The 13,917-nt window shown below is 58.8% G+C and carries 14 protein-coding genes; 13 read left to right on the forward strand and 1 reads right to left on the reverse strand.

Translation table 11 applies throughout. The annotated features are described in order from the left end of the window. The first annotated feature begins 217 nt into the window (after positions 1-217). The 10 genes from RYB09_RS06995 (at position 218) to hisC (ending at position 8,219) form a co-directional block, all read left to right on the forward strand. Positions 218-1,027, forward strand: a complete 810-nt coding sequence (locus tag RYB09_RS06995; protein ID WP_004656592.1) for an ATP-binding cassette domain-containing protein — start codon at positions 218-220, stop codon at positions 1,025-1,027. After that, positions 1,027-1,824, forward strand: a complete 798-nt coding sequence (gene mlaE / locus RYB09_RS07000) for a lipid asymmetry maintenance ABC transporter permease subunit MlaE (RefSeq protein WP_002555083.1) — start codon at positions 1,027-1,029, stop codon at positions 1,822-1,824. Before RYB09_RS06995 ends, mlaE begins: the two co-directional genes overlap by 1 nt. Beyond that, entirely contained in the window at positions 1,824-2,291 is a 468-nt protein-coding gene (gene mlaD / locus RYB09_RS07005; protein WP_002555082.1) for an outer membrane lipid asymmetry maintenance protein MlaD, read from the forward strand. Before mlaE ends, mlaD begins: the two co-directional genes overlap by 1 nt. 19 nt (positions 2,292-2,310) lie before the next feature. Further along, the gene (locus RYB09_RS07010; RefSeq protein ID WP_058400705.1) at positions 2,311-2,961 is read left to right on the forward strand and encodes a phospholipid-binding protein MlaC; all 651 of its coding nucleotides are present in this window, start codon (positions 2,311-2,313) and stop codon (positions 2,959-2,961) included. Next, positions 2,958-3,263 (forward strand): lipid asymmetry maintenance protein MlaB, encoded by a 306-nt coding sequence (locus RYB09_RS07015; RefSeq protein WP_005744995.1) that lies wholly within the window; start codon positions 2,958-2,960, stop codon positions 3,261-3,263. Before RYB09_RS07010 ends, RYB09_RS07015 begins: the two co-directional genes overlap by 4 nt. A gap of 114 nt (positions 3,264-3,377) precedes the next feature. Next, positions 3,378-3,617, forward strand: a complete 240-nt coding sequence (locus RYB09_RS07020) for a BolA family protein (protein ID WP_002555079.1) — start codon at positions 3,378-3,380, stop codon at positions 3,615-3,617. A gap of 23 nt (positions 3,618-3,640) precedes the next feature. Further along, entirely contained in the window at positions 3,641-4,906 is a 1,266-nt protein-coding gene (gene murA, locus RYB09_RS07025; protein WP_058400834.1) for a UDP-N-acetylglucosamine 1-carboxyvinyltransferase, read from the forward strand. A 154-nt stretch (positions 4,907-5,060) separates the two neighbouring features. After that, positions 5,061-5,696: an ATP phosphoribosyltransferase gene (hisG, locus tag RYB09_RS07030; protein ID WP_002555077.1), complete on the forward strand. Its 636-nt coding sequence runs from the start codon at positions 5,061-5,063 to the stop codon at positions 5,694-5,696. Between the two features lie 124 nt (positions 5,697-5,820). Next, positions 5,821-7,167 carry a histidinol dehydrogenase gene (gene hisD, locus RYB09_RS07035; RefSeq protein WP_003400252.1) on the forward strand — a complete coding sequence of 449 codons (1,347 nt, stop codon included), beginning with the start codon at positions 5,821-5,823 and terminating at the stop codon, positions 7,165-7,167. Next, the gene (gene hisC / locus RYB09_RS07040) at positions 7,167-8,219 is read left to right on the forward strand and encodes a histidinol-phosphate transaminase (RefSeq protein ID WP_058407954.1); all 1,053 of its coding nucleotides are present in this window, start codon (positions 7,167-7,169) and stop codon (positions 8,217-8,219) included. The genes hisD and hisC overlap by 1 nt, the downstream gene beginning before the upstream one ends. 487 nt (positions 8,220-8,706) lie before the next feature. On the opposite strand, the gene algW is transcribed toward hisC, so the two are convergent. Beyond that, positions 8,707-9,867: a Do family serine endopeptidase AlgW gene (gene algW / locus RYB09_RS07045; RefSeq protein WP_058407953.1), complete on the reverse strand. Its 1,161-nt coding sequence runs from the start codon at positions 9,865-9,867 to the stop codon at positions 8,707-8,709. A gap of 111 nt (positions 9,868-9,978) precedes the next feature. On the opposite strand from algW, the gene RYB09_RS07050 reads away from it, so the two are divergent. The 3 genes from RYB09_RS07050 (at position 9,979) to cysN (ending at position 13,717) form a co-directional block, all read left to right on the forward strand. Further along, positions 9,979-10,737 carry a Nif3-like dinuclear metal center hexameric protein gene (locus RYB09_RS07050; RefSeq protein WP_058400710.1) on the forward strand — a complete coding sequence of 253 codons (759 nt, stop codon included), beginning with the start codon at positions 9,979-9,981 and terminating at the stop codon, positions 10,735-10,737. Positions 10,738-10,890: 153 nt separating this feature from the next. After that, positions 10,891-11,808 carry a sulfate adenylyltransferase subunit CysD gene (gene cysD, locus RYB09_RS07055; RefSeq protein WP_002555071.1) on the forward strand — a complete coding sequence of 306 codons (918 nt, stop codon included), beginning with the start codon at positions 10,891-10,893 and terminating at the stop codon, positions 11,806-11,808. A gap of 10 nt (positions 11,809-11,818) precedes the next feature. After that, a complete protein-coding gene (gene cysN / locus RYB09_RS07060) occupies positions 11,819-13,717 on the forward strand; it encodes a sulfate adenylyltransferase subunit CysN (RefSeq protein ID WP_122280588.1) in 1,899 nt (632 codons plus the stop codon). Positions 13,718-13,917 lie beyond the last annotated feature (200 nt).

Consider the following 13,917-nt stretch of genomic DNA (forward strand, 5'->3'; position numbering starts at 1 on the left):
AAACGAATTTCCTACGCGCTTGAGGGTCTGTATCCACGCCTGATGCCATAACATTGTGGTACAGAATAATTCAACGATTACCTGAACCGCTCGGTTCTCTTCTTGGGGGCGGGTGGCGGCGGTGGTATAGTTCGCGGCCTGTTCGGCGCGCCTGGACAGCTGGTCGGCCTCCAAGAACCGACGGCTGAGGGCGGAGGCTGTATCGCAAGGAGTTTAGATGAGTCCTGATGACGCCTATGCGGTCGAGTTGAAAGGTGTGTCTTTCAAACGCGGTACGCGCAGCATTTTCAATAACGTTGATATTCGTATTCCACGTGGCAAGGTCACCGGGATCATGGGGCCGTCCGGTTGTGGCAAGACTACCTTGCTGCGCTTGATGGGGGCTCAGTTGCGTCCAAGCGAAGGGCAGGTGTGGGTCAATGGTCAGAACCTGCCTGAGCTGTCGCGCAGTGATCTGTTCGATGCTCGCAAGCAGATGGGCGTGTTGTTTCAGAGCGGAGCACTGTTTACCGATCTGGACGTTTTCGAAAACGTCGCTTTTCCCTTGCGCGTGCACACTGAACTGCCGGAAGAAATGATCCGCGACATCGTGCTGCTCAAGCTTCAGGCTGTGGGCCTGCGCGGTGCGGTCGAACTGATGCCCGATGAACTCTCGGGTGGTATGAAGCGTCGTGTCGCGCTGGCCCGGGCCATCGCTCTCGATCCGCAGATTCTCATGTATGACGAGCCCTTTGTCGGGCAGGACCCGATTGCGATGGGCGTGCTCGTACGCCTGATCCGCTTGCTCAACGATGCATTGGGCATCACCAGTATCGTGGTGTCCCATGACCTCAGCGAGACAGCGAGCATTGCCGACTATCTCTATGTAGTGGGTGACGGGCAGGTGCTGGGGCAGGGCACGCCTGAGGAACTGATGTCCTCGGACAACCCACGCATTCGTCAATTCATGACCGGCGAGCCTGATGGCCCTGTACCGTTCCACTATCCGGCGCCGGATTTTCGCGAAGATCTATTGGGGAAGCGCTGATGCGCAATAAGTCACTGATGGACCGGGTACGCCTGTTGGGGCGTTCGGCCATTGATATTGTTACTGTTCTGGGGCGTTCCGGTCTGTTTCTGGTAAATGCCCTGCTTGGCCGCGGCGGTGCGGGCAGCAGTTTTCAACTGCTGGTAAGGCAGCTGTATTCGGTGGGTGTCATGTCGCTGGTCATCATTGTGGTGTCCGGCATGTTCATCGGCATGGTGCTGGCGCTGCAGGGCTTCAGCATTCTGACCAAGTACGGCTCCGAGCAGGCGGTCGGTCAGATGGTCGCACTGACCCTGCTGCGTGAACTGGGGCCTGTGGTTACAGCCCTGCTGTTCGCCGGGCGTGCAGGTTCTGCGCTGACCGCCGAGATCGGCAACATGAAATCCACTGAGCAGCTGTCGAGCCTTGAGATGATCGGTGTCGATCCACTCAAGTACATCGTTGCGCCACGCCTGTGGGCAGGTTTCATCTCGATGCCGATTCTGGCGATGATTTTCAGTGTGGTCGGTATCTGGGGCGCTTCCTGGGTAGCGATCGATTGGCTGGGCGTCTATGACGGTTCTTTCTGGTCGAACATGCAGAACAGCGTTTCTTTCACGAACGATGTGCTCAATGGGGTGATCAAAAGCGTCGTATTTGCCTTCGTAGTGACGTGGATTGCCGTTTTCCAGGGGTACGATTGCGATCCTACTTCCGAGGGGATCAGCCGCGCGACGACCAGAACCGTCGTTTACGCCTCGTTGGCCGTGCTGGGACTGGACTTTATTTTGACCGCCTTGATGTTTGGAGATTTCTGATGCAAAACCGCGCCATCGAAACCGGAGTCGGTCTGTTCCTGCTGGCCGGGATACTGGCTCTGCTCCTGCTGGCCCTGCGAGTCAGTGGTCTGAGCACCAGTGCGAGCACCGACACCTATAAACTTTATGCCTACTTCGACAATATTGCCGGTTTGACTGTCAGAGCCAAGGTAAGCATGGCTGGCGTCACAATCGGCAAGGTGACGGCGATCGATCTGGATCACGACACCTTCACCGGTCGCGTCACGCTGGAGATTCAAAAGAAGGTCGATAACCTGCCTTCCGACTCCACGGCGTCGATCCTGACTGCTGGCCTGCTGGGTGAGAAGTACATTGGTCTCAGCGTCGGTGGCGATGACAAGCTGCTCAAAGACGGTGCAACCATTCATGACACGCAGTCGTCGCTTGTGCTGGAAGACCTGATCGGGAAATTCCTGCTCAATACCGTAAGCAAAGACGCCAAGTAAGCCAAGTAAGGAGCTTTAAATGATCTCTATCCTGCGCCGTGGTCTGTTGATATTGCTGGCCACCTTGCCGATGCTGGCCAACGCTGCGGCAACGCCCTCAGCTCACGATCTGGTGGAACGTACCACCAAGGAACTGTTGAGCGATCTGGCTACCAACCGTGAACAGTACAAGTCCAATCCGAGTGCGTTCTATGATGCGCTGAACCGTATTGTCGGTCCGGTCGTCGATGCCGATGGCATTTCCAAAAGCATCATGACCGTCAAGTACTCCCGCAAGGCGACGCCTGAGCAGGTGAAGCGCTTTGAAGAAAACTTCAAGCGCAGCCTGATGCAGTTCTACGGTAACGCGCTGCTTGAGTTCAACAACCAGGGCATCACCGTAGCTCCTGCCAAGGACGAAGGTGATGACCGTACCAGCGTGGATATGCAGGTCAAAGGCAACAACGGCGCGCTTTATCCGGTTTCCTACACGCTGGTCAAGCTGAACGGCGAGTGGAAGGTGCGTAACGTTGTCATCAACGGTATCAATATCGGCAAACTGTTCCGTGATCAGTTCGCCGACGCCATGCAGCGTAATGGCAACGACCTGGACACCACCATCAACAACTGGGCTGGCGAAGTTGCCAAGACCAAATCCACCGTAGACGCTGCACAGAAGCCTGCACAATGACAGAGTCCGCCGTCCGTCTCGTCGGGCCTGGCGAGCTCAGGCTGATCGGTGTGCTGGATTACCGCACCGGGCCGCAGTTGCGCAAGCAGGGTGCGGCACTGATCAAGTCGGGTGATCTGGCCGATCTGACACTCGATTGCTCGGGCGTCGAGAAGTCCAGCAGTGTGGGCCTTGCCCTGCTGCTGGCTTTCATGCGTGATGCACAGGAAGCAGGCAAGTCGATCACCGTCCGCTCGCTGCCTGAAGACATGCGTCAGATAGCCCGTGTATCAGGTCTGACCGAGCTACTGGACACCCACTGACAGGCGTCATCGAAGAAGCCCTTTATCCGGGACCTGCTTGTCGGGCTTCGCATAACATGGGCTTTTTTGTATGATGGCCGACCCGCGCGCGTACAGCGCCGATCGAGGTTAAGCATGCAGGCCGTAGAAGTTAAAAGCTTCCTTGAAGGAAAGCTGCCGGAAATCAAGGTGGAAGTCGAAGGCGAAGGCTGCAACTTCCAGCTGAATATCATCAGCGACGAGTTGGCCGGCCTGAGTCCGGTCAAGCGTCAGCAACAGATTTATACCCATCTGAACCCCTGGATTGCCGATGGCAGCATCCACGCGGTGACCATGAAATTTTTCAGCCGCGCTGCATGGGCCGAGCGTTCCTGAGCCAAATTGGTGTCGAGACTCTAATGGATAAATTGATTATTACCGGCGGCGTTCGTCTTGATGGCGAAATTCGCATTTCCGGGGCAAAGAACTCTGCCTTGCCGATCCTTGCCGCCACGTTGCTGGCTGATGGGCCGGTTACTGTTCAGAACCTGCCGCACCTGCACGACATCACCACCATGATCGAGCTGTTCGGTCGCATGGGCATTGAGCCTGTGATCGATGAAAAGCTCAGCGTCGAGATCGACCCGCGCACCATCAAGACTCTGGTCGCTCCGTACGAACTGGTGAAAACCATGCGTGCGTCGATTCTGGTACTGGGTCCGATGGTCGCTCGCTTCGGTGAGGCCGAAGTGGCGCTGCCAGGTGGCTGTGCCATTGGTTCGCGTCCGGTTGATCTGCATATCCGTGGTCTTGAGGCCATGGGCGCGATCATCGATGTCGAGGGTGGCTACATCAAGGCCAAGGCACCCGAGGGTGGCTTGCGTGGTGCCCACTTCTTCTTCGATACCGTGAGCGTGACCGGTACTGAAAACATCATGATGGCCGCCAGCCTCGCCAACGGCCGCAGCGTTCTGCAGAACGCTGCGCGCGAGCCCGAGGTTGTCGATCTGGCCAACTTCCTGATCGCGATGGGTGCAAAAATTCACGGCGCAGGCACCGACACCATCACTATCGATGGCGTCAAACGTCTGGGCCCGGCCACCTACAAGGTCATGCCTGACCGTATCGAGACCGGCACCTACCTGGTAGCCGCTGCCGTTACCGGTGGTCGCGTCAAGGTCAAGGACACTGATCCGACCATCCTTGAAGCGGTGCTGCTTAAGCTTCAGGAAGCCGGTGCCGAAGTCACGACCGGTGAAGACTGGATCGAGCTGAACATGCACGGCAAGCGTCCGAAGGCTGTCAACGTGCGTACCGCGCCGTATCCAGCGTTCCCGACCGACATGCAGGCGCAGTTCATCTCGCTCAATGCGATTGCCGAAGGTACGGGAGCGGTCATCGAGACCATCTTTGAAAACCGTTTCATGCACGTGTATGAAATGCACCGCATGGGCGCTCAGATCCAGGTTGAAGGCAACACTGCCATTGTCACCGGCACCGAAATGCTCAAGGGCGCGCCAGTCATGGCGACCGACCTGCGGGCATCGGCCAGTCTGGTGATCTCGGCGCTGGTTGCCCAGGGCGACACGCTGATCGACCGCATCTACCACATCGACCGTGGTTACGAGTGCATCGAAGAGAAGCTGCAAATGCTGGGCGCCAAGATCCGCCGCGTTCCGGGCTAGTAGCGCGCGGCCCTGATGCCAGTGGCATCGGGGCCGCCTGTTCTGTCGCGGGTGTGATTTCTGATTCGTTTCACTTCAGGCCGAACAGGCCTGGGGGTTGTCACGCGCCGCTTGCGTCGTGACAAAAGTTTCCTGATAAGGACTTACGTTTCCCATGTTGACCATCGCACTGTCCAAGGGCCGCATTCTTGACGACACCCTGCCGCTTCTCGCTGAAGCGGGCATCGTGCCGACCGAGAATCCGGACAAGAGCCGCAAGCTCATCATCCCCACGACCCAGGCCGACGTACGCCTGCTGATCGTGCGTGCCACCGACGTGCCGACCTATGTCGAGCATGGTGCCGCCGATCTGGGCGTCGCGGGCAAGGATGTGTTGATGGAATATACCGGCCAGGGCCTTTACGAGCCTCTGGACCTGCAAATTGCCAAGTGCAAGCTGATGACTGCCGGTGCCATCGGTGCGGTCGAGCCCAAGGGCCGTCTGCGTGTGGCGACCAAGTTCGTCAACGTTGCCAAGCGTTACTACGCCGAGCAGGGTCGTCAGGTCGACATCATCAAGCTGTACGGCTCCATGGAGCTGGCACCGCTGATTGGTCTGGCAGACAAGATCATCGACGTGGTCGACACCGGTAACACCTTGCGAGCCAATGGCCTTGAGCCTCAGGAACTGATCGCTACCATCAGCTCGCGTCTGGTCGTCAACAAGGCTTCCATGAAGATGCAGCACGCACGCATTCAGGCCCTCATCGACACCCTGCGCAAGGCAGTGGAGTCGCGACACCGTAGCTGATTCATCCACGCAACGTTGAGTTGCGTCCAGCTATCCGTGTCATAGCCAAATTTCTCAGGTGCCTGCGCGGATAGCTTGGTAGCTTTAGGCTCCTGAGCATCCGCCAATTATTGAGGCCCCCGCTATGACCACGCCCACTGCAATTCGCCGACTCGACGCTGCTGACCCGGATTTCGCACGACATCTGGATCACCTGCTGAGCTGGGAAAGCGTGTCTGACGACTCGGTCAACCAGCGCGTGCTCGACATCATCAAGGCGGTACGTGAGCGCGGCGACGCGGCGTTGGTCGAGTTCACCCAGAAGTTTGACGGGCTGCAGGTCGCGTCGATGGCCGACCTGATCCTGCCTCGCGAGCGTCTGGAGCTGGCGTTGACCCGCATCACGCCGGTTCAACGCGAGGCACTGGAAAAAGCCGCCGAGCGTGTGCGCAGCTATCACGAGAAGCAGAAACAGGATTCCTGGAGCTACACCGAGGCCGATGGCACGGTGCTGGGCCAGAAGGTCACACCGCTGGACCGTGCAGGCCTGTATGTGCCCGGTGGCAAAGCCTCGTACCCGTCTTCGGTATTGATGAATGCCATTCCGGCCAAAGTGGCGGGCGTGACCGAGGTGGTCATGGTCGTGCCGACACCGCGTGGTGAGATCAACGAGCTGGTGCTGGCCGCTGCCTGTATTGCGGGTGTCGACCGGGTGTTCACCATCGGCGGTGCGCAAGCTGTGGCAGCACTGGCCTATGGCACGGAAAGCGTGCCGAAGGTCGATAAGGTTGTCGGCCCCGGAAACATTTATGTGGCCACCGCCAAGCGCCACGTATTCGGTCAGGTCGGGATCGACATGATCGCCGGTCCTTCCGAGATTCTGGTGGTGTGTGACGGTCAGACCGATCCCGACTGGATTGCCATGGACCTGTTCTCCCAGGCCGAGCACGACGAAGATGCCCAAGCCATTCTGGTCAGTCCGGATGCCGAATTCCTCGACAAGGTCGCGGCCAGCATCACCCGTCTGCTGCCAACCATGGAGCGCGCGGCCATCGTCGAAACGTCGATCAACGGTCGCGGCGCTTTGATAAAAGTGGCAGACATGGCGCAAGCCATCGAAGTTGCCAATCGCATCGCGCCCGAGCACCTTGAATTGTCGGTCGCCGATCCGGAAGCCTGGCTGCCGCAGATCCGCCATGCGGGTGCGATCTTCATGGGGCGCCACACCTCCGAAGCACTGGGCGACTATTGCGCAGGTCCCAACCACGTACTGCCGACCTCCGGCACGGCGCGTTTTTCCTCGCCGCTGGGCGTTTACGATTTTCAGAAGCGCTCGTCTATCATCTACTGCTCGCCGCAGGGTGCGTCCGAGCTGGGCAAGACAGCGTCGGTGCTGGCTCGTGGCGAATCCCTGAGCGGCCATGCCCGCAGTGCTGAATATCGAATTACTGATCCCGACTGGAAAGCAGGCAATACAGAGGACGGCAAATAATGAGCAAATTCTGGAGCCCTTTCGTCAGCGGTCTGGTGCCTTATGTGCCGGGCGAGCAGCCGAAGCTGACCAGGCTGGTCAAACTCAATACCAATGAAAACCCGTATGGCCCGTCGCCCAAGGCTGTCGAGGCCATGCGTGCCGCGCTGACCGACGACTTGCGTCTGTACCCGGACCCCAACAGCGACCTGCTCAAGCACGCTGTCGCCGATTACTACAAGGTGCAGCCCAATCAGGTGTTCCTGGGCAACGGTTCAGACGAAGTGCTGGCGCATATCTTTCACGCCTTGTTTCAGCACGATGCGCCGCTGTTGTTTCCGGACATCAGCTACAGCTTCTATCCGGTCTACTGCGGTCTGTACGGGATCGATTACGAAATGATCGCGCTGGACGATCAGTTCCAGATTCGTGCCGAAGACTACGCCAGACCCAATGCCGGGATCATCTTCCCCAACCCGAATGCGCCGACCGGTTGCCTGCTCGGTCTGGACAAGGTCGAGCAGATTATCAAGGCCAGCCCGGATTCAGTGGTCGTCGTTGACGAAGCGTACATCGACTTCGGTGGCGAGACCGCGATCACGCTGGTTGATCGCTACCCGAACCTGCTGGTCACTCAAACCTTGTCAAAGTCGCGCTCGCTGGCCGGTCTGCGTGTCGGCCTGGCGGTGGGGCATCCTGATCTGATCGAAGCGCTGGAGAGGGTCAAGAACAGCTTCAACTCCTATCCGCTGGACCGTATGGCCAATGTGGGTGGTGCGGCAGCTTTCGAGGACCGCGAGCACTTCGAGTCGACGCGCAACAAGGTCATCGAAAGCCGCGAGGCGCTGGTCGAACAGTTGCAGGGCAAAGGCTTCGAAGTGCTGCCCTCGGCAGCCAACTTCATCTTCGCTCGCCACCCGCAGCACGATGCCGCAGCCCTGGCTGCGAAACTGCGCGAGCAGGGCGTCATCGTCCGTCACTTCAAACAGCAGCGTATCGCCCAGTTCCTGCGCATCAGCATCGGCACGCCAGAGCAGCATCAGGCGTTGCTGGAAGGGTTGAGCGACATCTGAGACGCGGACCGGTCAGCCCGAAAACGGGCTGACCTTGCGCTGCCACAGGATCATCGATGCCGCAGAGCATCCGCATGGCCTGGAAACACCGCCGACCTATGTGAGTAATCCAAATGGCTCGAAAACATTCCGGGTCTGCGGGAGCGAGCTTGCTCGCGAAGAAGCCCGCGCAGCCGCTGAAACTCCATTGATCAGGTAATCCGCCTTCGCGAGCAAGCTCGCTCCCACAAGATCAACGCTGCCGCAGAGCATCCACATGGCTTGAAACACTTCGGACCTGTGTGAGTGTCTCGCATGGCTTGAAACACTCCGGACCTGTGGGAGCGAGCTTGCTCGCGAAAGGGCCTGCACAAGCGCCGAAAATGCATCGATTGAAACACTTTCTTCACGAGCAAGCTCCCCCCACGCCCTTCGGGCAGAAGCCCGGACGCCCTTTATTCCCGGCGTCACAGATCTGTGCTGTACCGCACTTTCAGGTACTGGCGCATCACTCGGGCGCTGCGGCAGGTGTCGGTGCAGGTGGCGGGCGCAGGCCGACCTCGGCGCTCAAGCGCATTTCCTTGCCGTTGCGCATCACGTCGATAGCAATCTTGTCCTTGGGTTTGGTACGCGCCACCTGATTCATCGAGCGACGACCGTCGCCAGCGGGTTCGCCATTGATGCTCAGGATCACGTCACCCAGTTGCAGGCCGGCTTTCTGCGCCGGTCCATCGCGGAAGATACCCGCGACAACGATTCCGGGACGGTCCTTCAATCCGAACGACTCGGCCAGTTCCTGGGTCAGCGGTTGAACTTCGATGCCCAGCCAGCCACGAATGACCTGACCGTGTTCGATGATCGACTTCATGACGTCCATCGCCAGCTTGGTCGGAATGGCAAAACCGATGCCCTGCGAGCCGCCGGACTTGGAAAAGATCGCGGTATTGATACCGATCAGGTTGCCGCTGGCGTCCACCAGTGCACCGCCCGAGTTGCCGGGGTTGATGGCCGCGTCGGTCTGGATGAAGTCTTCGTAGGTATTGAGGCCCAGTTGATTGCGTCCGGTGGCACTGATAATGCCCATGGTCACGGTCTGACCGACCCCGAACGGGTTACCGATGGCCAGTGCAACGTCGCCGATGCGAATGCCGTCAGAGCGTGCGATGGTGATTGCCGGAAGGTTTTTCAGGTCGATCTTGAGCACTGCCAGATCGGTTTCCGGGTCATTGCCGATAACTCTGGCAATGGTTTCACGGCCATCTTTCAGTGCCACCACGATCTGGTCCGCGCCGGTGGTGACGTGGTTATTGGTCAGTATGTAGCCTTCGGGGCTCATCATGACGCCAGAGCCAAGGCTTGACTCCATGCGCTTCTGCTTGGGCGTGTTGTCGCCGAAGAAGCGCCGGAACTGCGGGTCTTCGAAAAGCGGGTTGTTGCCCTTGTTGACCATTTTGGTGGTGTAGAGGTTGACCACCGCGGGCGCTGCGGCAATGACCGCATCGGCATAGGACGACGGACCTTGCATGACGTTGGTGGTCTGCGGAGCCTGTTGCAGATTGACATCCATGCTCGGCAGGCCGACCCACTGCGGATAGCGCTGAATAATCAGCAGGGCGATAAGCACGCCAGCCAGCAATGGCCAGCCGAAAAAACGCAGTGCCTTGAACATTTAACAAGTCCTGATGGTTGCGGGCGCAGAAAGTTTTGCCACGGGTGCGCCATAATGGCGGGCATTATACGAGTACAACGCAGCTCTGAACTGCATATTTAGGAGTCTTTTATGGCTGTTGCCCTGAGCACCCTGGTCGAAGAAGCCGACCGCTATCTGAGCAGTGCCCGGATTCAGGATTATTGCCCTAATGGCCTGCAGGTCGAGGGTCGGCCTCAAGTGATGCGCATCGTCAGCGGCGTGACGGCGAGCCAGGCATTGCTGGACGCTGCCGTAGAGGCTCAGGCTGATCTGATTCTGGTCCATCACGGTTATTTCTGGAAAGGCGAAAACCCCTGTGTGGTCGGTATGAAGCAGCGCCGCCTGAAAACCCTGCTCAAGCACGACATCAGCCTGCTTGCCTATCACCTGCCGCTGGATGTGCACCCCGAAGTGGGCAATAACGTGCAGCTGGCGCGTCAGCTGGATATCACTGTCGAAGGGCCGCTGGACCCCGAAAATTCGCGAGTGGTCGGCTTGATCGGTTCGTTGTCCGAACCCATGACCCCGCGGGATTTTGCCCGTCGCGTACAGGATGCGCTGGGCCGTGAGCCGTTGCTCATCGAAGGCTCGCAGATGATTCGCCGTGTAGGCTGGTGCACCGGTGGCGGTCAGAACTACATTGATCAGGCAGTGCTGGAAGGCGTCGATCTTTTCCTGAGTGGCGAAGCGTCGGAGCAGACATTCCACAGCGCGCGGGAGAACGACATCAGCTTCATCGCGGCCGGTCATCACGCCACCGAGCGGTATGGCGTTCAGGCCCTGGGTGATTATCTGGCCCGACGCTTTGCGCTCGAGCATATCTTCATCGACTGCCCGAACCCGATATGATCCATCAAACGGCAGGGCATATGCATAGATCGTTTCGATCTAGCTGCATCGCTGATTAGCGATATCACGCATGTTAAAGTGCGCGGCTCGAATACGGCCCGCAGGCCGCCCCGGGTTTTCCCGGTCCATAACGAACGCAATCCGTGAGTAGCCATGGTTGACAAACTGACGCATCTGAAACAGCTGGAGGCGGAAAGCATCCACATCATCCGCGAGGTCGCCGCCGAGTTCGATAACCCGGTGATGCTGTACTCGATCGGCAAGGATTCGGCCGTGATGCTGCACCTGGCGCGCAAGGCATTCTTCCCCGGTAAGTTGCCATTCCCGGTCATGCACGTCGATACTCGCTGGAAATTCCAGGAGATGTATCGTTTTCGCGACAAGATGGTCGAGGAAATGGGCCTGGACCTGATCACTCACATCAATCCCGATGGCGTGGCGCAGGGCATCAACCCCTTCACCCACGGCAGCGCCAAACATACCGACATCATGAAGACCGAGGGCCTGAAGCAGGCGCTCGACAAGCATGGTTTCGATGCCGCTTTCGGCGGTGCCCGACGCGACGAAGAGAAGTCCCGGGCCAAGGAACGCGTTTATTCGTTCCGCGACAGCAAACACCGCTGGGACCCGAAAAACCAGCGCCCCGAGCTGTGGAATGTCTACAACGGCAACGTCAACAAAGGCGAGTCGATCCGTGTATTCCCGCTCTCCAACTGGACCGAGCTGGACATCTGGCAGTACATCTACCTTGAAGGCATCCCGATCGTGCCGCTGTACTTCGCCGCCGAGCGCGACGTGATCGAGAAGAACGGCACGCTGATCATGATCGACGACGAGCGCATCCTCGAGCATCTCACCGATGAAGAGAAGTCGCGCATCGTCAAGAAAAAGGTCCGTTTCCGCACACTGGGCTGCTATCCGCTGACCGGCGCTGTCGAGTCCGAAGCGACCAGCCTGACCGACATCATTCAGGAAATGCTGCTGACGCGAACTTCCGAACGCCAGGGCCGGGTCATTGACCACGACGGTGCAGGCTCGATGGAAGAAAAGAAACGTCAGGGTTATTTCTAAGGGGTGTCACATGTCGCATCAATCTGATTTGATCAGCGAGGACATCCTCGCCTATCTGGGCCAGCACGAACGCAAGGAAATGCTGCGCTTTCTTACCTGTGGCAACGTCGATGACGGCAAGAGCACGCTGATCGGGCGTTTGCTGCATGACTCGAAGATGATCTACGAAGATCACCTGGAAGCCATTACCCGTGACTCGAAGAAGTCCGGCACCACTGGCGATGACGTCGATCTGGCGTTGCTGGTGGATGGTCTGCAGGCCGAGCGGGAGCAGGGCATCACTATCGATGTCGCCTATCGCTATTTCTCCACGGCCAAGCGCAAGTTCATCATTGCCGATACGCCGGGCCATGAGCAGTACACTCGCAACATGGCGACTGGCGCTTCGACCTGTGACCTGGCGATCATTCTGGTGGACGCGCGCTATGGCGTGCAGACCCAGACCCGTCGTCACAGCTACATCGCTTCGCTGCTGGGCATCAAGCACATCGTCGTGGCCATCAACAAGATGGACCTCAACGGCTTCGATGAGGGCGTGTTCGAATCGATCAAGGCCGATTACCTGAAGTTCGCCGAGGGTATCGCGTTCAAGCCGACCACCATGGCGTTTGTTCCAATGTCGGCGCTCAAGGGCGACAACGTGGTGAACAAGAGCGAGCGTTCGCCCTGGTACACCGGCCAGTCGCTGATGGAAATTCTCGAGACCGTCGAAATCGCCAGCGACCGCAACTATACGGACCTGCGTTTCCCGGTGCAGTACGTCAACCGTCCGAACCTGAACTTTCGCGGTTTTGCTGGCACACTGGCCAGCGGCATCGTCCACAAGGGCGACGAGATCGTCGTGTTGCCATCGGGCAAGAGTAGTCGCGTGAAGTCCATCGTCACTTTTGAAGGCGAGCTGGAGCAGGCTGGTCCGGGTCAGGCCGTGACGCTGACCATGGAAGACGAGATCGACATTTCCCGCGGTGATCTGCTGGTGCATGCCGACAACGTCCCGCAGGTCAGCGATGCGTTCGACGCCATGCTGGTGTGGATGGCCGAAGAGCCCATGCTGCCGGGCAAGAAATACGACATCAAGCGCGCTACCAGCTATGTGCCGGGCTCTATTGCCAGCATTACTCATCGGGTCGATGTGAACACGCTGCAGGAAGGCCCTGCCAGCTCGTTGCAGTTGAACGAGATCGGCCGCGTCAAAGTCAGCCTTGATGCGCCCATCGCGCTGGACGGCTATGACAGAAACCCCACCACTGGCTCGTTCATCGTCATCGATCGTCTGACCAATGGCACTGTTGCTGCGGGCATGATCATTGCCAAGCCGGTTTCAGGCGGTGGTTCGCTGCATCATGGCGAGCTGGCCCACGTCTCTACTGAAGAGCGTGCGCAGCGTTTCGGCCAGCAACCGGCCACCGTATTGTTCAGCGGCCTGTCCGGCGCAGGTAAAAGTACGTTGGCGTACGCAGTCGAGCGCAAGCTGTTCGACATGGGCCGTGCGGTCTATGTGCTGGATGGTCAGAACCTGCGTCATGACCTGAACAAGGGCTTGCCACAGGACCGTGCCGGGCGTACCGAGAACTGGAGCCGTGCCGCCCACGTGGCGCGCCAGTTCAACGAAGCGGGCCTGCTGACCCTGGCTGCCTTTGTTGCGCCGGATGCCGAGGGCCGTGAGCGCGCCAAGGCGCTGATCGGCAAGGATCGTCTGCTGACCGTCTATGTTCAGGCGTCGCCAGCGGTCTGCCGCGAGCGTGACCCGCAAGGCCTGTATGCCGCTGATGGCGACAACATTCCTGGCGAGTCCTTCCCGTATGACGTGCCGCTGAATGCCGATCTGGTGATCGACACGCAGACACTCAACCTGGAAGAAAGCGTTAAACAGGTGCTGGATCTGCTGCGCAGTCGCGGCGCGATCTGATACGAATGCAGGCGTGAGAGACCAATGGTCTTCAGCGCCCTGCATTGGCCTTTCGCGAGCAAGCTCGCTCCCACAATGGTGCGCACGCACGATCTTGTGGGAGCGACCGGGGCGGCGATCCGCATTGCTCGCGAAGGGGTAGGGCACAAAAAAGCCCGCTGGAGATTTTCTCGCCAGCGGGCTTTTGTGTCGCTGTGAAT

It is taken from the genome of Pseudomonas syringae group sp. J254-4, assembly GCF_032586855.1.
Classification (GTDB): domain Bacteria; phylum Pseudomonadota; class Gammaproteobacteria; order Pseudomonadales; family Pseudomonadaceae; genus Aquipseudomonas; species Aquipseudomonas amygdali.

Coding starts and splice junctions, on each gene's coding strand:
- cysN (WP_122280588.1), top strand. CDS start 11,819: ATGTCGCATCAATCTGATTTGATCAGCGAGGACATCCTCGCCTATCTG.
- RYB09_RS06995 (WP_004656592.1), top strand. CDS start 218: ATGAGTCCTGATGACGCCTATGCGGTCGAGTTGAAAGGTGTGTCTTTC.
- hisG (WP_002555077.1), top strand. CDS start 5,061: ATGTTGACCATCGCACTGTCCAAGGGCCGCATTCTTGACGACACCCTG.
- hisD (WP_003400252.1), top strand. CDS start 5,821: ATGACCACGCCCACTGCAATTCGCCGACTCGACGCTGCTGACCCGGAT.
- mlaE (WP_002555083.1), top strand. CDS start 1,027: ATGCGCAATAAGTCACTGATGGACCGGGTACGCCTGTTGGGGCGTTCG.
- cysD (WP_002555071.1), top strand. CDS start 10,891: ATGGTTGACAAACTGACGCATCTGAAACAGCTGGAGGCGGAAAGCATC.
- RYB09_RS07050 (WP_058400710.1), top strand. CDS start 9,979: ATGGCTGTTGCCCTGAGCACCCTGGTCGAAGAAGCCGACCGCTATCTG.
- algW (WP_058407953.1), bottom strand. CDS start 9,867: ATGTTCAAGGCACTGCGTTTTTTCGGCTGGCCATTGCTGGCTGGCGTG.
- murA (WP_058400834.1), top strand. CDS start 3,641: ATGGATAAATTGATTATTACCGGCGGCGTTCGTCTTGATGGCGAAATT.
- RYB09_RS07020 (WP_002555079.1), top strand. CDS start 3,378: ATGCAGGCCGTAGAAGTTAAAAGCTTCCTTGAAGGAAAGCTGCCGGAA.
- hisC (WP_058407954.1), top strand. CDS start 7,167: ATGAGCAAATTCTGGAGCCCTTTCGTCAGCGGTCTGGTGCCTTATGTG.
- RYB09_RS07015 (WP_005744995.1), top strand. CDS start 2,958: ATGACAGAGTCCGCCGTCCGTCTCGTCGGGCCTGGCGAGCTCAGGCTG.
- RYB09_RS07010 (WP_058400705.1), top strand. CDS start 2,311: ATGATCTCTATCCTGCGCCGTGGTCTGTTGATATTGCTGGCCACCTTG.
- mlaD (WP_002555082.1), top strand. CDS start 1,824: ATGCAAAACCGCGCCATCGAAACCGGAGTCGGTCTGTTCCTGCTGGCC.